The sequence below is a fragment of the Kitasatospora purpeofusca genome (assembly GCF_042691725.1).
In the GTDB taxonomy this organism is placed as follows: Bacteria; Actinomycetota; Actinomycetes; order Streptomycetales; family Streptomycetaceae; genus Kitasatospora; species Kitasatospora purpeofusca_B.
Map to the genome: position 1 here is coordinate 1,677,838 of NZ_CP170483.1, position 20,861 is coordinate 1,698,698.

Consider the following 20,861-nt stretch of genomic DNA (forward strand, 5'->3'; position numbering starts at 1 on the left):
GATCAGCCGTCCGCCGCTCCCGAGGGGCCCAGGTGCCCCTCGGTGGTGGTGCGGGTGATCAGCGGGCGGTCCCAGAGGGCGAGGAGGGCATTGGCCACCTCCACGACCGCCGAGGGGTGCTCGTCGCCGCGCACCGTGACGCAGGCGGCGGACAGTCCCCGCGGAACCGCTCCAGCGTCCAGGAGGACGCGCCACTCGTCCGGCCCGAGTGCGAGGTACTCCAGCCCCGGCAGACCGGTGACCTCCAGCGGGTCGGCCAGCCTGCCGGGCTGCGCCGTGAGGGTGCGCACCCGCGGCAGCCCGGCGATCGGGGCGAGGCCGACGGGCGTGCCGCTCCGGCCGAGGATCTCCACGACCTCCAGGTCGGGGTGGGCGGCGGACGCGAGGTCGGCCACGTCGTATCCTCCGCCGACCCGGGCCGTGGCCGGCCACAGCTGCTCCGGGCCGCCGGCCGGGATGCTGCTCTTGAAGTGGTTCAGGACCAGCTCCGTCAGGGACTCGCCGTACAGTTCGGCGCCGATGCTCTCCTCGTGGCCGATGAGGATGACCTGGCCGAGGTGGCCGCCCGGACCCGGTGTCAGGTCGACGGCGTAGGTGTCACCGCCGTTGCTGCCGAAGGCGATCCAGCCCGGCGAGCCGACCAGGCCCTGGACGGCGGCGTCGGGCGGGGTGACGACCGCCGTCGTCGCCGCGAACCGCCACGGGCACGGCCGCCGGATCGAGTCGGCCGTGAACAGCCATTCCGGGGAGAGGAGTTCGCAGCCGACCGCGGAATCGGCGGCCTCCTCCTCCGCGAAGTCGGCCTCCCGGTCCCCCGATCCCTCCGGGCCGGCCGGGCACACCCTGGTCACGCGATAGAGCGCTTTGAGCTCCTCGGGCAGGGCGACGCCGAGCCGTTCCTCGGCGGCGGCGATCTCCTCCTCGGTCGCGCCGACGGCGTCGGGGAGCCGCTCGCGCAGCGTCCGTTCCAGCAGGGCCGGGTCCGCGGACGGCGCCGTCACCGCCCCGGGCACCGGTTCGGGCTGGCGGCGCCAGGGCTCGGCGACGGCGTCCTCGACCAGGACGAGCGTGCCCGGGCTCGGGCTCGCGAAGGCGCCCGGGAACTCCGTCGCGGAGCCGGCGTCGAACACCTGCAGGACCGTCCGGCCGTCCGGCGAGATGTCCGCCGCGAACATCACCTCGCTAACGCCCGCCTCCGCGAGCGCACGCTGCACCGGCGCCGCGGCCCGCTCGGCGGACTGCCGGTCGAGGGGCAGCCGCCACCCCGTCGACCCGACACTTCCCACCACGTGGCCGGGTGCGGCGGCCAGGCGGTCGGCGTGCTCGGCCCGAAGGAGCGTCAGCAGCGGCTCCCAGGTGTCGAAGTCGTCGAGCGCGGGCACAGGTGTCCTCCGGGGCGTGCGGCGGTCGTGGGTAACGCTCCGGAGGACCGTAGCGGCCGTCACCGACAACCGCGCCGAACCCGGCCGGGGGCTTCCGGGGCGGGAGTCCCCTCATGCCTCCAGCGCCGCCAGGCGGCGTGCCAGGGCCGGGTTGGGGCGGCCCTCGGCGGTGTGGAGGGCGAGGGCGCGGCGCCAGCAGTCGGCGGCTTCTCCCGGGCGGTCGAGTTCGGCGAGGACGGCGCCGTTGAAGTCGAGGGCGAGCAGGGCGAGCCGGGTGTCGCCGTGCTCCTCGGCGACGGCGAGTGCCGCGTGGGACGCGGCGAGCGCCTCCTCCGCCCGGCCGAGGACGCGCAGGGCCTCCGCCCGGCTGAAGCGCAGCGTGCCCTGGAGCGGGTCGTCGGGGTGGTCTCGGAGAAGGTCGAGGGCGCGGTCGGTGTGGGCGAGCCCGCGCTCCGCCTCCCCGACCCGGTGCAGGCAGTGGGCGAGGTGGTCCAGGGCGCGGGCGGTCGACGGGCCGTCGCCGCGCGCCTCGCAGGAGGTGGCGACGCGTTCCAGCACGGCGATGGCCCGGTAGCCGCGGCCGGACGCCGCGAGGGTCCCGGCGAGCGCGGTGAGGCACCGGTCGCGGACGGCGGTGTCGTCGACGCCCCCGGCGTCGAGGACGGCCCGTTCGGCGGCCTCGGCGGCCTCGGTGAAGCGCTTCCGGGAGACCAGGGCGAGGCCCAGGTCGGTCCGCAGCCGGAGCCGGGCGGTCCGGTCCCCGAGGCGTTCGGCCGCGGCCAGGCCCTCCCGGGCGAGTTCCTCCCACGCGTCCGGGTGGGCGCCGTCGTGGTAGTGCAGCGGCCCGCAGCCGTGGGCGAGCCGCCACGCCTCCGCGTCGAGGCCGTGCGCGGCACCGGCGCGGGCCAGGGCCGGCAGGGAGGGCCGCACCCGGCTGAACCACGCCACGGCGCCCGCCTGCTCCCCCGGCTCGCCCGATCCGGCGGAGGCCGCCTCGGCGGTCTCCGCCCACTGGCCGAGCAGCCGGCGCAGCGCGTCCGCCCGTTCGCCGGCCGGGAGCCCGGCGGCGAGTCCGGCCGCGTACCGGCGCACCGGACCGGGCCGCTCGAACCGCCCCGGCCCGGTCTGTTCCACCAGCCGGGCGGCGACGAGCGCCGCGAGCAGCTCGCCCGCCCGGGGCTGCGGCACCTCGCCGAGCGCGGCCACGTCCCGCGCCTCCAGGCTCCCGCCGGGGAGCAGGCCGGTCAGCGCGAAGACCCGCCCGGCCTCGGGCGGCAGGCCCCGCAGGCCCACCCGGAGGGCCGCCGCCACAGCGTCCGCTCCCGCCCGCCGCTCCTCGGCCAGCTCCTCCACCAGGGCGGCGGCGCTCCCGCGACCGGCCGCGAGCCGGGCACCCACCACCCCGACCGCGAGCGGCAGTCGCTCGCAGAGCGCGGCCAGCCGGGCGGCGGCCTCCGGTTCCCGGGCGACCCGCCCGGCGCCGGCCGCGGCGGCGAGCAGGCGGACCGCCTCGGCGGGGGCCGGCGCGTCGAGCGGCAGCGGGACGGCGCCCTGGCGGGCGACCAGGTCGGCGGTGAGCCGGGAGCGGCCGGTGACCAGGACCAGCACCCCGGGGTGGCCGGGCAGCAGCGGTTCGACCTGCTCGGCGGAGCGGGCGTCGTCGAGCAGGAGCAGCAGCCGGCGGCCGGCGGTCACCGTGCGCAGCAGGGCGGCGCGTTCGGCGGTGCCGGCCGGGAGTTCGCGCCCGTCGGCGCCCTCGCCCGAGCCCTCGCCCGAGCCCTCGCCGGCGCCGAGGTCGCGGAGCAGCGCGGCCAGGGCGGCGGCGGGGGTGAGCGGGGCGGTGTCGTCGTCGCCCCGGAGGTCGACGGTGTGCCGGCCGTCGGGGAAGCGGTCGGCACGGCTCTCGGCCCAGGCGTGGGCGAGGCGGGTCTTGCCGACGCCGGCGGGCCCGGTGAGCAGCAGGGGGCGGCCGTCGGCGGCGGCCACGGCCGCGTCGAGGCGGGCGAGTTCACCGGTCCGCCCGAGGAACCCGCCCGGTTCGTCGGGCAGTTCACCGCTCCGCGTCGCACCGTTCCAGTCCGCGGGCGGCGCGGGCCGTTCGAGGCAGCGGGCGAGGAGCGCGGCGGCGCTCGCGCGCCCCGGTTCGGCGGCGAGCAGGGCCGTCAACTGGGCCACCACGTCCGGCATCCGGCCGTCGGCCCCGTCCCACCGGACGAGGGCGTCGGCGGCGAGCCGTTCGACGGCCCGCCAACGCGCGGCGGTCAGCGGCGGTCCGGCCTCGGCGGCGAGCCGGGCGGAGCCGCACCCGTCGAGGGCGGGCCCGCGCCAGAGCGCGAGCGCGGCGCCCAGCAGGCCCGGGGCGTCGGCGGCGGGCTCCTCGGCGGCGGCGCGGAGCCGCTCGAAGCGGTGCGCGTCGACGGCGTCGGGGTGACCGAGCAGCGCGTAGCCGGCGCCCCGGGTGACCAGGTGGAGCCCGTCCGGGTCCTCGGGTATGGAGCCGGCCGGGGGTGCGCCGTCGGCGGCGGCCGCGAGCAGACGGCGCACGGCGGTGACGTGGCCCTGGAGCGCCGAGCGGGCGGTGGCCGGCGGGGCGCCGTCCCAGACCAGGTCGGCCAGCCGCTCGGTCGGGACGCTCCGGCCGAGGTCCAGGGCGAGTGCGGCGAGCAACGCGCGCCGCTTGGGGCCGGGTTGCGGCAGGACCCTGCCGTGGTCGTCCTGGACCTCGAACCGTCCGAGCAGATTGATGCGCACTGCCGCTCCCCACCGCGTTCCGATCAGCCGATCAGGGGGAGAGCATAGGGAATGTCTGGATTGGTCCACACCTTTACTGGTGGGCGCCCGTTGTCCCGAACTGCGCCGCACCGCACGCCTCGTGACGGAAGAACGGCCTTCGCCCCGGGCGCCGGCCTCAGGGCCTCAGGCGCCGACCTCGCCGTCGATCGCCTCCCGCAGGAGGTCGGCGTGCCCGTTGTGCCGGGCGTACTCGTGGATCAGGTGCAGCATCACCAGCCGCAGCGAGACCTCCGCCTTCCAGCGCGGCTGGTACCCGGTGACGTCCAGCGACCGCGCCTCCCGCTCGATCCGCCGGGCGTGCTCCACCTCCGCCTCCCAGACCGCGAACGCCTCGGCGCGGTCCGCGCCGGTCGTGTCGTAGGCGGCCTGGTAGTCGCCCTCCGGGGACCAGACCAGCGGGACGTCCTCCCCGTCGATCACCCGCCGGAACCACGTCCGCTCGACCTCCGCCAGATGGCGCACCAGGCCCAGCAGCGTCAGGGTCGACGGCGGGCTCGACCGCTGCCGCAGCTGCTCGTCCGTCAGCCCGGCGCACTTCATCGCCAGCGTCCCCCGGTGGAAGTCCAGGTACGCCCGCAGCGTCTCGCGCTCACCACCGGTCAGCGGCGGCGCGACCCGCCCGTCCCCCGTGTCCATCCCCATGACGACGCTCCTCGTCTTCCTCGCATCCGAACGATCGCGGCGCCCAGTCTTCCAGGGCGCCGGGCCGTCCCGCCGATCTTTTCCGGCGGCCGGGCCGCGCCGCCGATCAGCCGCTCGGCGGCCAGACCGTGGACGTGCACCGGTCCGGGGTCCGCCCCCGGGTCGAGCAGCGCGGAGAACGCGCCGGTCTGCCGCCCCGGAACCGAAGTCATCACAGTAAGCATGCTCATCATCTGGTATCACTCACAACCCGATTGGCCTGCGTGTTGTCGCGCGAAACCACTTCCTTCGGGTAGTTCCGAGTTGGGCATGTTGGGGTACGTACTGCGGCGCGCGCCCGCGAGGGGCCCGGAGCACCGGCCCCCCGCCCGTCGCCGCCACCCAGCGGCCGCCGCCACTACACACGAGGAGCCCGAGCGAGCCATGAGCCAGGACCGCATCCCCGGACCGGTACGCCAGACCTACGGCGCCGACGATCTGTCACGGACCGCCGGCTTCGGCGGCGGATTCATCAACTTCGGCGACTGGAGCGGCATCCGCACCGACGCGCCCACCCCGGAGGACCGCGTCCGCAGCCAGGAGGACCTCTACCGCCGGGTGCTGCGCGCCTTCCCGGGGCCGCGGGAGTCGCTGCGGCTGGGCGAGGTCGGTTGCGGGCGCGGACTGGGCGCGGCGCTCGCGCTCTGCGAGTTCCGCTTCGCGGCGGTGACCGGCGTCGACATCCACCCGGACCAGATCGAGCGCGCCCGCGCCGTCAACGCCAAGGCCCTGGCGACCTTCCCGGACCGGCTGGGCTACTCGCTGGGCTCGGCGGACGACCTGCCGTTCGCGGACGCCTCGCTGGACGGCGTGTACTCGGTCGAGGCGGCGCAGCACTTCCGCGAGCTGACCGGGTTCGCCCGCGAGGCGGCCCGGGTGCTGCGGCCGGGCGGGCGGCTGGTGGTCACCACGTTCTTCAGCGCCGACGGGCCGGACGTCGCCGAGCGGCTGAGCATCCTGCTCGGCAGCTTCGCCAACGGGCTGGACGTCGCCCACCCGCTCGACGCGTTCACCGCCGACCTCTCGGCGGCCGGCTTCACCGACCTCCGCACCGAGTCCATCGGGGCGGACGTGTGGCCGGGGCTGGACCGGTTCCTGGCGGGCGCCGTCCCGCGCGGCCACTGGACCCGCAACTTCCTCAGCACCTGGCGCGACGGCCTGCTCGACTACCACCTCGTCACCGCCACCCGCCGCTGACCGGACGGCCGCCGACCGGGCGGCCCGGAGCCGGCCGCCCGGCCCGGAGCGGTCCCCGCCCGCCACGGGGATCGCTCCGCCGCGGGGCCACGTCGGCCCCGGGGGCCGCGCCGGCCCCGGGCCCGCGTCAGCCCTGGTGGACCAGCAGCGCCGTCCGGACGGCCGATTCGAGCGCGCCCTCGACCCAGGCCGGCTTGGTGGAGGTGTGGTCCCCCGCGAAGTGCAGCGGCCCCTCGGAGCCCGGGATGTCCGGGAACAGCTCCGCGTGCTGGCCGGGCAGCAGCACCGAGGCCTCGCCGTAGGCGTAGTGGTCGCGCACCCACGACTGGGTCTTGCTCCTGGTCGTGAAGAAGACCTCGCAGCGGCGCCCGAAGATCGCCTGCACCCCGGCGAGCGCCCGCAGGTAGCGTTCCTCGTCGGCGTACGCGTCCCACTTGAGCGCGTCGTCGGACCAGCTGTAGGAGGCGAGCACCACGCCGCCGTCACTGCCCTCCATCGGGTGGGCGTGCTCGAAGTAGACGAACCGGTTGGCGTTGTCGCTCACCGAGCCGCCGCCGCGGATGTGGGCGGCCTCCGGAGCGCCGCCGACCGGGCGGAAGTCCGCGAAGCACGTCCTGAGGTCCTCCGGGACGCTCACCCCGAGCTGCCGCACGGAGTCGTGCGCGCCGAGGTGGCGGCCGTCCTCGACCCGGCCCGCCCGGTAGCGCTCGTAGAGCCCGGCCTCGATGCCGTCCAGCGCGGCCTTCCACTCCTCCTCGGTGAACTCCCACCAGCGGCGGGAGAACTCCAGCAGCACCTTGGTCGCGGCGTCGTAGTGCAGCTCGGTGATCGCGCGCCGCTTGCCGTAGCCGAGCGGCGGCTCGAAGGCCACGTGCCGCAGCCCGGCGAACGGGACGGTGATGATCGCCTCGTCGCCCTCGAAGACCTCGGTGACCCCGCCCCTGCCGCTCTGGCCGTCCTCGGAGACGGTGTGCACCCGGACCTTGCCGCCCTCCCGGTCGATGCGCACCGCCCGCCGGTCGAACCGCACCTTGCCCTTGACGGCCGCGTAGAGGGCGTCGACGAGCCGGGCCGTGCCGCCCTTGATCTCCCAGAACTTCGTCTTCGGGTCGATCAGCGCGGCGGACAGGAAGCTGTGCACGAAGGAGAGGTGCAGCCGGGAGGTGACGTTCTGGAGGGTGCCGACGAGGTCGACGGTCCTGATGTCCAGGCCGGCCTCCTCGGTGAGGTACCGGTACATCGACCAGTGGCCGTAGCGCCGCAGGACGGTGGACCAGCCCTCGACGAGGGCCGCGCCCTCCTTGCCGCGGACCAGCGCGAGCGCGGGTTCGAGCGCCGCGGCGTAGATGGCGGCGGCGGTCCGGCCGCGGTCGGCGCCGGTGACGCCGAAGCTCCCGTTGACCTCCCTGGGGTCGGCCTCGTAGTCGGCCCGCCGCACGTGCAGGCCGTTGACGTGGATCCAGGCCCGGTTGGCCCGGACCGAGGGGTTCGCCACCTCCACGTCCACCAGCAGGAACTCCTGGCGCGGCAGGTCGTACTTGTCGAGCAGCGCCATCACCAGCGGGTGGCTCTCGGGCAGCCGCATCGCGCCGGCCTCGGCGTACTGCTTCGGGTCGGCGAACGGCTGCCGGCCGTTCTCGTGGCCGCCCTCGCGGAAGGTCTTGATCCGGCCGCCGGCCCGGTTGCCGTTGGCCTCGATGACGACGACGTCGTGGCCCGCCCGGTTGAGCAGGTCGGCGGCGAGCAGCCCGGCCGGTCCGGCGCCGACGATCAGGACCCGCTTGGTCGCGCGCGCCCGCGCGGCCGGCAGGCCGTCCCGGACGATCTTCAGATAGCCGGGGACGAGCGGCCGGTCGTGCTCGTCGTAGACGGCGATCGCGCGGGCCACCGTCGTGTAGGCCTGCTCGTCGGTGCCCGGGGGCACCGCGGCCGGGGCGACGGCCGGCGGCGCGGCCGGGGCGAGCGCCGCCGCGGGCGCGGCGGAGGCGGCGGTGAGCCCGGCGGCGAGCACCGAGGCCCCGGTCATCGTGACGACGGTACGCCGCGAGGGCCCGCCGGGTGACGCCCCGCCGTCGGCGGTCGTCGTGGTGGATCGTGTGTCGGTAGCGCGGACATCCGAAGTGGTCATGGCGCACCACTCTTGGCGCACACTCGACGCAGCGGAACCGACATCACCCGGACGGGAAGATCAACCACTCGATCGGATTCGGACTCCCGCGCCTCATTGACGCCCCCGCAGCACGGTTCGCCGGCCCTCCCCCGTGCCGACCGCCGTCCTGCCGGGCAGACACGTAGTGGACGGCACCGCCGTCGGCGCGGCCGCACACCGGCCCCGCCCCCGCCCGCCCCTGGAGCCCTCCATGACCCCGCCCGACTCCGGCGCCACCACCGCGGCGCCCCGCTTCCCGGCCGGCTTCCACTGGGGCGCCGCCACCTCCGCCTACCAGGTCGAGGGCGCGGCCGCCGAGGACGGCCGCACCCCGTCGATCTGGGACGCCTTCTGCCGCACCCCCGGCAAGGTCCACCGGGGCGACACCGGCGACGTGGCCGCCGACCACTACCACCGCTTCCGCGAGGACGTCCGGCTGATGGCCGAACTCGGCCTCACCGCCTACCGGTTCTCGATCGCCTGGCCGCGGGTCCGGCCCACCGGCCGCGGCCCCGCCTGCGAACGCGGGCTGGACTTCTACCGCCGCCTCGCCGACGAACTGCTCGCCGCCGGGATCACGCCCGTCGCCACGCTCTACCACTGGGACCTCCCCCAGGAGCTGGAGGAGGCCGGCGGCTGGCCCGAGCGCCGCACCGCCGAGCACTTCGCCGACTACGCGGCCCTCGCGGGCGAGGCGCTCGGCGACCGCGTCACCCAGTGGACCACCCTCAACGAGCCCTGGTGCAGCGCCTTCCTGGGCTACGGCTCCGGCGTGCACGCCCCCGGCCGCACCGACCCGGTGGCCGCCCTGCGCGCCGCCCACCACCTCAACCTCGGCCACGGCCTGGCCGTCGCGGCGCTGCGCTCGGTGCTGCCCGCCGGGGCCCGGGTGTCGGTGGCGCTCAACCTGCACGCGGTGCGCCCGCTCACCGCGTCCGCCGCCGATCGGGACGCCGCGCGCCGGATCGACGCGGTCGGCAACCGGGTGTTCCTCGGCCCGATGCTGGACGGCGGCTACCCCGAGGACCTGCTCGCGGACACCGCGCGGCTCACCGACTGGTCCTTCGTCCGCCCCGGTGACCCGGCCGCGATCCACCAGCGCCTGGACTGGCTGGGCGTCAACTACTACACCCCCAGCGTGGTCTCCGCCGCCCCCGAGGGCACCGACCCCGCCCGGGAGGACGGCCACGGCGCGAGCGGCGCCTCCCCCTGGCCCGGCGCCGACCGGGTCGGCTTCCACCGGGCCCCGGGCGAGCGCACCGCGATGGACTGGGCCGTCGACGCGTCCGGCCTGTACGAACTGCTCACCGCGCTCGCCCGCAGCCACCCGCAACTGCCGCTCATGGTCACCGAGAACGGCGCGGCCTACCCCGACGAGCCCGGCCCGGACGGCACCGTCGACGACCCCGACCGCAGCGCCTACGTGCACGCCCACCTCGCCGCCCTGCACCGGGCCGTCGCCGAGGGCGCCGATGTGCGCGGCTACTTCCTCTGGTCGCTGCTGGACAACTTCGAGTGGGCGTACGGCTACGCCAAGCGCTTCGGCCTGGTCCACGTCGACCACCGCACCCTGGCCCGCACCCCGAAGTCCAGCGCCCACTGGTACGCCCGGGTCGCCCGGACCGGCACCCTGCACCCGCCGGGCACCGTCCGAGCAGGGGTCTCGACGGGCGTCCGGGCGGTGCAGCAGACTCTCCACGACGGCTCCCACCGCGCCCACCCGCACCAACCGCCGCGTCCGAACCAGCACATCGGAGAACCACCACGGTGACTACGAGTCGACAACTGGAGATACGCTTCGCCGACGGCCGCTCCGGCAGCGGACCCGCCACCTGGGGCCAGCGGGCCATCTGGGACATCGTCAACCGCCTCGCCCCCGCCGACCGCCCCCGCTACAACATCGCCACCGCCGCCCCGCTCGACCCGGGCCTGCCGCTGCCGGCCGTCCTGGACGCCCTCGGGCACCTGCTCCACCTGCACGACTCCCTGCACACCCGGCTGCTGCCCGAGCCGGACGGCACCGGCCTGCGCCAGCACGTCGATCCGGCCGGCCGGCTGACGGTGCACGTCCGCGACTGCGCGGCGGACGCCGGGCGGGACGAACTCGGCGCCGTCGGCGGCGCGTTGCACGAGGAGCTGGCCGGCCGACCGTTCGACTGCGCCACCGAGTGGCCGATCCGGGCCGGCCTGGTGGTCGCCGACGGCCTGGCGCGGCACATCTCCCTGGTGCTGTCCCACACCGCGGTGGACGGCACCGGCATGGGCCGGCTGGTCCGCGACCTCAGCGAGCTGGCCGTGGGCACCGCCCCGGACGCCGTGCGGGCCGCCCGCTCACCCCGACAGCCGCTGGAGGAGGCCGCGTTCCAGACCTCGGAGCGCGGCCTCAAGCGCGATGCCAACGCCCGCGCGCACACCCTGCGCAAGCTGCGCTCCGCCCCGCCCCGGCTCTTCCCGCCGAACGGCGCGCACACCCGGGCCGGGACCGGCTCCACCGAGCGGTTCCCGAACGCCGTGCTCAGCTCGCCCGCCCTGCTGCGGGCGGTCGACACGGTCGCCGCAGCGCACCGGGCCGGCTCCTCCGCCGTCCTGCTCGCGGCCGCCGCCGCGATGACGGCCCGGCTGGCCGGCCGCTCGGACGCGGTCCTCCAGGTGGTGGTCAACAACCGCTTCCTGTCCGGCCTGACCGACGCCGTCAGCGTGGTCGCCGGCGACGCCCTGCTCCACCTCCCCGACGTCGACGGCGAGTTCGGCGAGGTGGTGCGCCGCACCCATGCCGCCTCGATCGCCGCCTACCGGCACGCCTACTACGACCGGCGGCTGCTCGACGCGGAGGTCGAGCGCCTCACCGCCGAGCAGGTGCCGCTCGCCGACCGCTCCTGCGTCTTCAACGACACCCGCGAACTGCTCCCGAGCGGCCTGGCCGCGCAGTCCGCGCCGACCGGGGGCGAGGACGGGCGCACCACGCTCGACTGGCCCGTCGACTTCGACCCGCGCCCCGGGCTGACCTACGCCCTGGACGCCCTGAGCACTCCCACCGCCCTGCAACTCGCCATGACCGCCGACCCGGCGGTGCTCCCCCGGCCCGCGATGGAGCGCTTCCTCTACGGCGTCGAGGAGCTGGTGCTCACCGAGGAGCGCGCCCTCCGGCCCTGACCGCAGCACACCGGGGCCCGTCCGTCCGCTCACGTCCGGACGGCCGGGCCCCGGCCCGCATGGCTGATGGGCCGTCAGCGCGTGTGCTCGTGCACGTTGTTGGTCTGCTGGATCTTCTTCCAGGACTTCGGCTCCGGCCGCGTACCCGTCGTGGCGCCCGGCGCGAGGCCCGCCGCGGCCGGGGCCGGGACCCCGATGCCGTCCGACCCCGCCGCCGGCCTGCCCACGGTGAACAGCCAGGTGGTGAAGAGCGTGCCCAGCGGCCGGCCGGAGATCTGCTCGGCGTACGCCTGGAACTGCTGGACAGTGGCGTTCCCGAACTTGTGCTCGGCCGCCCAGCCCTTGAGGATCTTGAAGAAGGTGGCGTCGCCGACGGTGTTGCGCAGCGCCTGCAGGGTGATCGCGCCCCGGTCGTAGACGGCACCGGCGAACTGCTGGTCCGCGCCCGGGTCGCCCGGCTTGACCGACCAGAACGCGTCGGTGGCGGGGTAGTAGTCGTAGAAGAAGTCGGCCAGCTCCTGGGGGGTGCCCTCGTTCTCGTGCTCCGACCAGAGCCACTGCGCGTACCGGGCGAAGCCCTCGTTGAGCCAGATGTCGCTCCAGCGCTGCACCGAGACGCTGTCGCCGTACCACTGGTGGGCCAGCTCGTGCACCACGACGGAGGTGTTGGAGCCGCGGGCGAACTGCGCGGGGCTGTAGAAGATCTGCCCCTGGGTCTCCAGGGCGTAGCTGGTGGGCACGTTGGGCACGTAGCCGCCGACCGTGTCGAACGGGTAGGCGCCGAAGACGGTGCTCAGCCAGTCGGTCAGCTCGCCGGTGCGCTCGACGCTGGCCCGCGCCGCGCCGGCGTTGACGCCGAGGTCCGGGCTGTAGGCGGTGATGACGGGGAGCCCGCCCGGGGTGGTGTCCTGGCGGACGTCGAACTTGCCGATCGCCAGGGTGGCCAGATAGGTGGCCTGCGGCTTGGTCTGCCGGTAGTTGTAGCGGGTCCAGCCGGGCCGCTGGCTGGTGGTCCGGGTGCCGTTGCTGATCACCTCGGTGCCGTTGGGCACCAGCACCGAGACGTCGAAGGTGGCCTTGTCGGTGGGGTGGTCGTTGCTCGGGTACCACCAGGCGGCGCTCTCGGGCTCCTGGGCGGCCACGCCGCCGTCGGGGGTGCGGCGCCAGGCGGAGTAGCCGCCGCGCTGGACCTGGCCGGGCTTGTCGGCGTAGCGGACGACGACGGTGATCGGGCTGCCCTTGGCGATCGTCCGGGCCGGGGTGATCTCCAGTTCCTGCTCGCGGGAGGTGGCGAACGACGCGGCGCGCCCGTTGACCAGCACCTCCTTGACCTGGAGCACGAAGTCCAGGTTGAAGCGGGTGAGGTCCTGGGTGGCGGTGGCCAGGACGGTGGTGGTGCCCTCCAGCTCGTCGGTGGCGGGCTGGTACTTCAGCCGGATGTCGTAGTGGGAGACGTCGTAGCCGCCGTTGCCGGCGAAGGGATAGTAGGGATCGCCGACGCCCGCGGCTCCCGGGCCGGCCTGGGCCGCGGAGGCGGGGACGGACAGGAGCAGGGCGAGCGCGCCGGCAGCGGCAGAGACGATCAGCCTCTTGCGCACAGTGGTCCTCCACAGGGTCACTGGGACAACGGGTCGGATCGATCCTTGTCCCGACCACCCCGGGCCTACGCCTGAACAATGAGATGTTCATAAGAAGATACAGGCCGACATCATGCCGCCTCCGGCATGTGACGACCCGTCATGAAGGTCCGACGACCCGTCATGCGCCGAACGGCCGGACACCCCCGAACGGCCGGACGCTCCCGTGCGGCCGGACACCCCGTGCAGCCGGACCCGCTACGCCCCCAGGGCCACCGGTGCCCGCACCAGCGAGCCGTACTCGGTCCACGAGCCGTCGTAGTTCTTGACGTGCGGGTACCCGAGCAGCTCGGTCAGCGCGAACCAGGTGTGCGCCGAGCGCTCCCCGATCCGGCAGTAGGCGATCACCTCGCGCTCCGGCTCGACGCCCTCCCCGCCGTACAGCGCCCGCAGCTCCTCCGCCGAACGGAAGGTGCCGTCCTCGTTGGCCGCCCGCGACCACGGGATGTTGACCGCGCCGGGAATGTGGCCGGGCACCTGCGCCTGCTCCTGCGGCAGGTGCGGCGGCGCCAGCGCCTCGCCCCGGTACTCGGCGGGCGAGCGGACGTCCACCAGCACCGCGTCCGCCCCCGGCTTGGCGAAGACCTCCGCCTTGGCCAGCACCTCGTCCCGCAGCGCCCGCACCTCGGGGTGCTCGGGCCCGGTCAGCCGGTAGGCGCTGTGCTGGTAGTCCATGACCTCCTCGGTCAGCTCGCGCCCCTCCAGCTCCCACTTCTTGCGCCCGCCGTCCAGCAGCCGCACCGGACCGTAGCCGCGCAGCCGCAGCAGCCAGTAGGCGTAGGCGGCGAACCAGTTGTCGTTGCCGCCGTACAGCACCACGGTGGTGTCGTCCTCGACCCCGGCGGCGCGCAGCAGGTGCTCGACGCCCGCGCGGTCGGCGTAGTCGCGGCCGACCGGGCTGTGCAGGTCGGCGGTCCAGTCCCAGCCGATCGCGCCGGGCAGGTGACCGCGGGCGTAGGCCGCGGTGTCCTCGTCCACCTCGACCACCCGCAGGGTGCCGTCGTCCAAGTGGTGGGCCAGCCATTCGGTGCCGACCAGCGCCTCGGGGTGTGCGTAGCCGTTGCCGGTCATCGCCGCCCTCCCTTCACGCGGGGACCCTTCGAACCTACGTCCGCACCCCCGCCCCCGGCCACCCGGCGCGCGCCCTACCGGGCCGGCCAGGGCACCTCGTCGCGCTTCTCGTAGCGGTACCCGGCGGCCTCCCAGCGGGCGCCCTCCTCGGCCAGCCGGGTCCTGAACCGCTCCCAGGAGTGGCTCTCCCTGGACGACCAGCCCAGTTCGGCGAGCGCGGGCAGCCGGGGCAGCAGCATGACGTCGAGCTCCTCCGGGGTGTCCAGGGTCTCCGTCCACAGCGGCGCCTCGACGCCGAGCACGGAGCCGGCGGGCAGCGGCACCAGGGTGTCCGGGTCCCAGGAGTAGGCGGTCCAGACGTCGATGGTGCCGGCCCAGACCAGTCCGAGCGGGTAGCCCGACTCGTACTTCATGTCCAGGTAGCTGCGGCCGGACGGCGACATGATCACCTTGGCGCCGCGCTCGGCGGCCTCCTTCAGCTCGACGTCGCGCCCGGCCCGGCCGTCCCAGAACTGCAGCACCCCGCCCCCGCCCGGGGCGGTCTGGTTCCAGCCGACCGGGGTCTTCCCGGCGGCGAGCACCTGGGCGTTCACCCGCTTCACGAACTCCGCGTACTCGGCCGGGGCCATCTTCTTCACCTCGTCGCCGCCGAGGTGGAGGTACGGCCCCGGGGTGAGCCGGGCCAGCTCGGTGACCACGTCCTGGGTGAAGGCGAAGACCTCGTCGCCGGTCGGGCAGAGCGTGGAGAAGCCGACCTCGATCCCGGTGTACGGCCAGGGACGGGCGCTCTTCGTGCAGTCCAGCTCGGGGTAGGAGGCGAGGATCGCGTTGCTGTGGCCGGGCAGGTCGATCTCGGGGACGACGGTCAGGTAGCGCTCCTGCGCGTAGCGGACGATCTCCTGGTAGTCGGCGGCCGTGTAGAACCCGCCGGGGGTGCCGTCGACCTCGCTGACCGCGCCGACCTTCGTCAGCGCCGGCCGGGCCGGGATCTCGATCCGCCAGCCCTGGTCGTCGCTCAGGTGCAGGTGCAGGTGGTTGAGCTTGTAGAGGGCGAGGCGGTCGATGAACCCCTTGACCTCGTCCGGGGTGAAGAAGTGGCGGGTGACGTCGAGCATCGCGCCCCGGTAGCCGTAGCGCGGGCGGTCCTCGACGGTGACCGGGGCGACCGTCCACTCCGGGGCGCCGCCGACCGGTCGCGGGCTCTCGATCTGCGGCGGCAGCAACTGCCGGAGGGTCTGGGTGCCCCGGAACAGGCCCTCGGGGGCGCGGGCGGTGATCCGCACGCCGGTCGCGTCGGCCGTCAGCCGGTAGCCCTCGGTGCCGGTCGCCTCGGGGAGCGCGGGGTCGAGCAGCAGGCTGATGCCGTCGGCGCCCGCCGGGTCGGCGTCGGCGGCCACCGGGAGCGGCAGCCCGGTCGGGCGGCGCAGCGCCTCGGCGAGCTGCTCGGCGATCCGCCGCACCTCGCCGGCCTGCCGTTCGACGGCCTCCGCCCCGGGGACGGTCCGCACGGCGGTGCGCCCGGTGAGCCGGTAGCCGGGACCGGAGCCGGCGGCGACGGAGAGCGGCACCGGGACGATCCGGTCCGCGGTGCGCGGGCCGGCGGGCACGGCGACGGCCCCCGCCGAACCGGCGTCCTCGCCGCCGATCGCCCGCTGGACCCCGAAGCCGACCGCGGCGAGCAGCAGGACGGCGGCGAGGACCAGCGCTCTGCGGGTCCGGGCGGAGAACCCAGCTGTTCGGATCTGCACGGCCGCTCCCGGTGTCGTCACCCACGCCGCCGGCCGGGTGTTCACGGCCGGTTCACCGGAATGGTCTCAACCAATCGCCGCCGTGTCCCGTGCTTCGTACGAATTCGCTTCGCAGGACTTCCGGCCGCCCGGCCGGCTCAGGAGAAGACCACCGAGCGGACCAGCAGGCGCTCTCCGGCCCGCCCACCCGGCCGCAGCACGAAGTACGTGTCGCCCCCGCAGCCGAAGTCGCGGAAGACGGTGGCGGTCGAGCGGGTCTGGTTCGACGGCGCGAACGCCGGCTCCGCGTCGGTGGCCTCCGGCAGGTCGATGCACGCGCTGCCCTTCGGGTCGATCAGCGCGCCCGCGAAGTCGGAGCCGTACTTGTAGCGGAATTCGCCGTCGGCGGCGTTGGCGGAGACCGGGACGGCGAGGACGAGCACGATCGCACTGGTGGCGGCGAGCACGGCGTTGCGCAGACGCATGGCGGGTGGACCTTTCAAGCGGTACTCGGGTGGTACCTGGGGAATTGGTGCGAGATCACCCTAGAGGCCCAAAAATCGGGGAAACGATTCTGCTTATCCATCCTTTCGGGTGGTTTAAGCGCGTTTCCCGCGACTCCTCCATTCGTCCATTTGCTCGCCCGCCGCTCCCCGGACGCCGCCGCCGGGGCCGACGGAAGGACCGCCGCCGGGACCCTCGGAACCGCTCATCCCGCCGGGGCGGTGAAGAGGTAGCCGGAGTCGATCAGCACCGGCAGGTAGGCCTTCAGCGCCGCCACCGTCTGCGAGCGGTCCCCGCCGCCGTCGTGGTTGAGCACGATCGCCCCGGGGCGCACGTCCTTGAGGATCCGGTCGGTGATCACGCCCGTCCCGGGGCGGGCCCAGTCCCTGGGGTCGACCGACCACGCCATCGGCCGCATGCCCAGTTCGCCGCTCACCCGCAGGGCCGTCGAGGACCAGTCGCCGCCGGGCGCCCGGAACCAGGTCGGCACCTTGCCGGTGGTCCGGTGCAGCAGGTCGGAGGTGCGCTCCAGCTCGTCGCGGACCTTGCCCTCGGACAGGCTCCGCAGGTCGGGGTGGGTCCAGGTGTGGTTGGCGATGTGGTGGCCGCGCGCGGCGATCTCGCCGACCAGGCCGGGGTGCTCGACGGCGTTCTCGCCGATCAGGAAGAAGGTGGCCCGGATGCCGTACTGCTCCAGCAGCGCCAGGACGGTCGGGGTGTGCCGGGGGTCCGGACCGTCGTCGATGGTGAGCGCGACCACCTTCCGCGCGGAGTCCAGCTCGTACACCGGCCGGGTCTCGGCGGCCGTCAGCGCCCGCGCGGGCGTCGGCGCGGCCGGGGCCGGAGCCGTGGGGGCGGGCGCGGCCGCCGAAGGGGTCCCGGCGGCCGCCGAGGCGGTCGGAGCGGCGGCGGACGGGCTCGGCGTCCCGGCCGGCGTCCCGGAGGGGACGGCCGACGGAACGGCGGACGGGCCCGGCTCACCGGAGGAGCCGGCGGAGGCCTCGCCCGGCACGGCTTCGGGCTCCGGGTGACGCGCCGCCCGGGCGGCCCTCACCACCTCCTCACCCCGGCCGCAGCCGGTCAGCCCGAGCAGCGACATCCCCGCCGCGACCAGCAGCAATCTTCGCGAAGTAATCTGACGATCAGACAGCATGGCGAATGTCTCCCCCGTTCATCGGCCCGCCTCCCAGCGGCTACCCCGACGGGCTTGATCACCACCCCAACGGCCCATGTCGCGACGGGTTCGCGCACCCCGTGACCGGAAGCCCGTTCGGCCCGCTAATCTGACCTCTCCCAGTGTGATGATCTGTCTTCAGAGGACGTGGCCATGACGAAAAGTCAGGATTTCACCGACCGCTCCGACAGCGACGAGGCCGAACTGAGCCAGTGGGAGAAGTACGGGGTGGACACCAGCACCCCGCACTCCGCCCGCGTCTACGACTACTGGCTGGGCGGGAAGACCAACTTCCCGCCGGACCGCGCGATGGGCCAGGCCATCGAGCAGGCCGTGCCCACCATGAAGGCGCAGGCCAAGGAGAACCGCGGCTTCCAGGGGCGCGCCGTACGCCACCTCGCCGAGCACTACGGCATCCGCCAGTTCCTCGACCTCGGCACCGGCATCCCCACCTCGCCGAACACCCACGAGATCGCCGAGGCGGCGAGCGAGGGCACCCGGGTCGTCTACGTCGACAACGACCCGATCGTGCTGGCCCACGCCCGCGCGCTGATGGTCTCCACCCCGGCCAGCCGCACCACCTACATCCACGCCGACCTGGGCAAGCCCGCCGAACTGCTGGCCGACCCGGCCCTCAACTCGACGCTGGACCTCTCCCAGCCGGTCGGCCTGCTGATGATCGCCGTGCTGATGCTGATCGCCGACGAGGACGACCCGTGGGCCAAGGTCGCCGCGCTGCGCGACGCGCTCCCCTCCGGCAGCTACCTCGCGCTCACCCACCCGACCCAGGACTTCAACCAGGCCGCCGTCGCCCAGGTGACCGCCTCCGCCCGCGCGGCCGGCATGACCCTGGTGCCGCGCTCCAAGGAGGAGGTCACCCGGTTCTTCGACGGCTGGGAGCTGATCGAGCCCGGCGTCGCCCCGGTGATGGCCTGGCACCCGGACGGCGAGCAGCCCGAGGACCCGTACATGGCGTACTACTGGGGCGGCGTCGCCCGCAAGCTCTGAGCCACCGCCCGGAACCCGGCCGCCACCGGCCCCGCCCCCACCGGGCGGGGCCGGCCCGCAGACCGGGCGGCCCGTCGGCCCCCACGTCGGCAGCCGCCCTCACTTCAGCAGCCGCCCCTCACTTCAGCAACCGGGAGAGCCGCCGGTCCGCGAGCGGCCTGCCGCCGGTCTGGCAGGTCGGGCAGTACTGCAGCGAGGAGTCGGCGAAGGACACCTCCCGCACGGTGTCCCCGCAGACCGGACAGGGCTGCCCGGTGCGCCCGTGCACCCGCAGACCCAGCTTCTTCTCCGCCTTCAGCTCCCCCGCCGCCAGCCCCCGCGAACGCTCCACCGCCTCGCGCAGCGTCGTGCCCAGCGCCTCGAACAGCCGGGCCGTCTCCTCGTCCGAGAGGTCGGCCGCCAGCTTGTACGGGGACATCCGCGCCGCGTGCAGCACCTCGTCCGAGTAGGCGTTGCCGACCCCGGCGAGCACGCCCTGGTCCCGCAGCACGCCCTTGATCCGGCGCCGCTCGCCGCTCAGCAGCGCGCGGAAGCGCGCCAGGTCGAAACCCGGGTCCAGCGGGTCCGGGCCGAGCCGGGCCACGCCCGGGACCTCCGCCGCCTCCCGCACCACGTACACCGCGAGCCCCTTCCTGGTGCCCGCCTCGGTCAGGTCGAAGCCGTCCGCCTCCGGGCCCTCCAGCCGCACCCGCAGCGCCAGCGGGTTGCGCGCGCTCGGCCGCGGCGGCAGCGGGGGCAGGCCCTCCTTCCAGCGCAGCCACCCCGCCCGGGCCAGGTGGACCACCAGGTGCAGGCCACCGGCCTCGATGTCGAGGAACTTGCCGTGCCGCACGACCGGGCCCACCGTCCGGCCCGCCAGCGCGGTCACCGGCGGGTCGTAGGTCTTGAGGGCGCTGATCGCCACCGGCTGGACCTCGGCGATCACCCGCCCGGTCAGCCGCTGCGACAGGTAGGCGGTCAGGGCCTCGACCTCGGGCAGCTCCGGCATGCGCCCAGTCTCGCGCAGCCGCCCGCCCCCCGCCCGCCCGCCCGCCGCCGGCTTTGCCGTCCACCGGCCCCCGGCGCAGTCTGGAGGGGTCGACCGCGCGCCAGCCGAGGAGGTCCGGCCCGCCATGAGCACGCTCGAGGAACAGATCGACATCGACGCCCCGGTGCTGGCCGCCTGGGAGCAGTTGCACCGGGTCCACGACTACCCGCGGTTCGTCGACGGCGTCCGCAGCGCCCAGCCGCACGGCCGCAACCTCGCCCACCTCGAAGTGGACGTCGCCGGCGCCGGGCGGGACGTCGAGACCGAGATCACCGACCGGGGACGCGGCCGGGTGATGGCCTGGCGCACCCTGGACGGCGTGCCCCTGCGGGGCGCCTTCGCGCTGCGCCCGCTCGACCGCGCGCACACCCGGGTGCAGATCCGCATCGAGTACGACCCGGAGGAGATGCACGAGGTGTTCGGCGGACCGCGCGGCTTCGCGCTGGCCGGGGCCATCGAACGCGCCGTCCGCACCGACCTGGCACTGTTCCGGGACCTGGTGGAGACCCGGGTGGCGGCCGCCGCCGAGCCGCCCGCACCGGTCGTCGAGCCGCCCCGGATCGTGGACGTAAACGGGATATAAGACCAGCTCAGGGGTGGTCGTGAGGATCTTCACAGCAGCCTGCCGGGCCCGCCGTCCGACGCTCCACCTGTGGCACACTCGGATCCCATGAGCACGGCCCCGCTCCCCAGGACGCTGCGCGCGGCGATCTTCGCCGCGCTGCTCGTGCTGCTCGCGGGGCTCGGCCAGGTGCTGGTCACCGGCCGTCCGCTGCCGCTCGGCACGCTGGCCCTGGCCGGCGCCGCCGTCTTCGCGGTGGCCTTCGCGCTGGCCGGCCGCGAGCGCGGCTACCGGGCGGTCGTGGCGGTCTTCCTGCCACTGGAGCTCGGCCTGAGCGCCCTGTTCGGCTTCGCCCAGTCGACCTGCCCCTCGCTGCCGCCCGGCACCGCGCGCGGCCTCGAACCGCTGCTCTGCGGCGGCGGCTCGCTCGGCGGCCTCCTGCTCGGCCACGGCCTCTCCCGGCCGGCCGGGCTCGCGGTGCTGCTGCTCCTGCACACCGCGCTGGCGCTGGCCGCCGCCGCCTGGCTGCGCAGCGCCGACGCCGCGCTGTGCGGCCTGGCCCGCTCGGTGCGGATCCTCGGCGACTTCGCCCAGCGCTTCGCCGCCGCGGCCGGCCGCCGGCTGCTGCTGCTCGCCGCCCCGCTGCCGGCCCGCCCGGTGGCCCGGGTGCCGTTCCCGCGCGCCAGCCGCGTCCGGGTGCCCGCCGAATCCGTCGTCCTGCGCCCCGCCGTCCGGCGCGGACCGCCGATGCTCGCGCCGGCCCGCTGAGAACAGCACCCGCGAGGGTCCTCGGCCG

At 75.2% G+C, this 20,861-nt stretch carries 16 protein-coding genes; 6 read left to right on the forward strand and 10 right to left on the reverse strand.

Going from position 1 to position 20,861, the window contains the following annotated elements:
* Positions 1-2 precede the first annotated feature (2 nt).
* The 3 genes from ACFCLZ_RS06585 to ACFCLZ_RS06595 form a co-directional block, all read right to left on the reverse strand.
* Positions 3-1,382 carry an SMI1/KNR4 family protein gene (locus ACFCLZ_RS06585; protein WP_380283786.1) on the reverse strand — a complete coding sequence of 460 codons (1,380 nt, stop codon included), beginning with the start codon at positions 1,380-1,382 and terminating at the stop codon, positions 3-5.
* Between the two features lie 111 nt (positions 1,383-1,493).
* The gene (locus ACFCLZ_RS06590) at positions 1,494-4,133 is read right to left on the reverse strand and encodes a BTAD domain-containing putative transcriptional regulator (RefSeq protein ID WP_380283787.1); all 2,640 of its coding nucleotides are present in this window, start codon (positions 4,131-4,133) and stop codon (positions 1,494-1,496) included.
* A 165-nt stretch (positions 4,134-4,298) separates the two neighbouring features.
* A complete protein-coding gene (locus ACFCLZ_RS06595; RefSeq protein WP_380283789.1) occupies positions 4,299-4,817 on the reverse strand; it encodes a DinB family protein in 519 nt (172 codons plus the stop codon).
* Positions 4,818-5,240: 423 nt separating this feature from the next.
* On the opposite strand from ACFCLZ_RS06595, the gene ACFCLZ_RS06600 reads away from it, so the two are divergent.
* Positions 5,241-6,053 (forward strand): class I SAM-dependent methyltransferase, encoded by an 813-nt coding sequence (locus ACFCLZ_RS06600; protein WP_380283790.1) that lies wholly within the window; start codon positions 5,241-5,243, stop codon positions 6,051-6,053.
* 127 nt (positions 6,054-6,180) lie between these two features.
* On the opposite strand, the gene ACFCLZ_RS06605 is transcribed toward ACFCLZ_RS06600, so the two are convergent.
* Positions 6,181-8,079, reverse strand: a complete 1,899-nt coding sequence (locus ACFCLZ_RS06605; protein WP_380283791.1) for a flavin monoamine oxidase family protein — start codon at positions 8,077-8,079, stop codon at positions 6,181-6,183.
* A 334-nt stretch (positions 8,080-8,413) separates the two neighbouring features.
* Between ACFCLZ_RS06605 and ACFCLZ_RS06610 the strand changes: the two genes are divergently transcribed.
* Both ACFCLZ_RS06610 and ACFCLZ_RS06615 read left to right on the forward strand, forming a co-directional pair.
* A complete protein-coding gene (locus ACFCLZ_RS06610; RefSeq protein ID WP_380283792.1) occupies positions 8,414-9,973 on the forward strand; it encodes a GH1 family beta-glucosidase in 1,560 nt (519 codons plus the stop codon).
* On the forward strand, positions 9,970-11,355 hold the full coding sequence (locus tag ACFCLZ_RS06615) for a condensation domain-containing protein (RefSeq protein WP_380283793.1): 1,386 nt from the start codon (positions 9,970-9,972) through the stop codon (positions 11,353-11,355). The genes ACFCLZ_RS06610 and ACFCLZ_RS06615 overlap by 4 nt, the downstream gene beginning before the upstream one ends.
* A gap of 74 nt (positions 11,356-11,429) precedes the next feature.
* Here the strand turns inward: ACFCLZ_RS06615 and ACFCLZ_RS06620 are convergent, their stop codons facing one another.
* From ACFCLZ_RS06620 to ACFCLZ_RS06640, 5 genes are all read right to left on the reverse strand, one after another.
* Positions 11,430-12,953, reverse strand: a complete 1,524-nt coding sequence (locus tag ACFCLZ_RS06620) for a M1 family metallopeptidase (protein WP_380283794.1) — start codon at positions 12,951-12,953, stop codon at positions 11,430-11,432.
* Positions 12,954-13,190: 237 nt separating this feature from the next.
* The gene (locus tag ACFCLZ_RS06625) at positions 13,191-14,063 is read right to left on the reverse strand and encodes a sulfurtransferase (RefSeq protein WP_380283795.1); all 873 of its coding nucleotides are present in this window, start codon (positions 14,061-14,063) and stop codon (positions 13,191-13,193) included.
* Between the two features lie 74 nt (positions 14,064-14,137).
* Entirely contained in the window at positions 14,138-15,811 is a 1,674-nt protein-coding gene (locus ACFCLZ_RS06630; RefSeq protein WP_380283797.1) for a beta-N-acetylhexosaminidase, read from the reverse strand.
* Between the two features lie 137 nt (positions 15,812-15,948).
* Positions 15,949-16,275: a hypothetical protein gene (locus tag ACFCLZ_RS06635; RefSeq protein ID WP_380283798.1), complete on the reverse strand. Its 327-nt coding sequence runs from the start codon at positions 16,273-16,275 to the stop codon at positions 15,949-15,951.
* A 224-nt stretch (positions 16,276-16,499) separates the two neighbouring features.
* On the reverse strand, positions 16,500-17,447 hold the full coding sequence (locus ACFCLZ_RS06640) for a polysaccharide deacetylase family protein (protein ID WP_380283799.1): 948 nt from the start codon (positions 17,445-17,447) through the stop codon (positions 16,500-16,502).
* Positions 17,448-17,621: 174 nt separating this feature from the next.
* Between ACFCLZ_RS06640 and ACFCLZ_RS06645 the strand changes: the two genes are divergently transcribed.
* A complete protein-coding gene (locus ACFCLZ_RS06645; RefSeq protein WP_380283800.1) occupies positions 17,622-18,476 on the forward strand; it encodes an SAM-dependent methyltransferase in 855 nt (284 codons plus the stop codon).
* A 118-nt stretch (positions 18,477-18,594) separates the two neighbouring features.
* On the opposite strand, the gene ACFCLZ_RS06650 is transcribed toward ACFCLZ_RS06645, so the two are convergent.
* Positions 18,595-19,464, reverse strand: a complete 870-nt coding sequence (locus tag ACFCLZ_RS06650; RefSeq protein ID WP_380283802.1) for an Fpg/Nei family DNA glycosylase — start codon at positions 19,462-19,464, stop codon at positions 18,595-18,597.
* 124 nt (positions 19,465-19,588) lie between these two features.
* Between ACFCLZ_RS06650 and ACFCLZ_RS06655 the strand changes: the two genes are divergently transcribed.
* Together ACFCLZ_RS06655 and ACFCLZ_RS06660 are read left to right on the forward strand one after the other, a co-directional pair.
* Positions 19,589-20,086, forward strand: a complete 498-nt coding sequence (locus tag ACFCLZ_RS06655) for an SRPBCC family protein (protein ID WP_380283803.1) — start codon at positions 19,589-19,591, stop codon at positions 20,084-20,086.
* Positions 20,087-20,173: 87 nt separating this feature from the next.
* Positions 20,174-20,833 carry a hypothetical protein gene (locus ACFCLZ_RS06660; RefSeq protein WP_380283804.1) on the forward strand — a complete coding sequence of 220 codons (660 nt, stop codon included), beginning with the start codon at positions 20,174-20,176 and terminating at the stop codon, positions 20,831-20,833.
* Positions 20,834-20,861 lie beyond the last annotated feature (28 nt).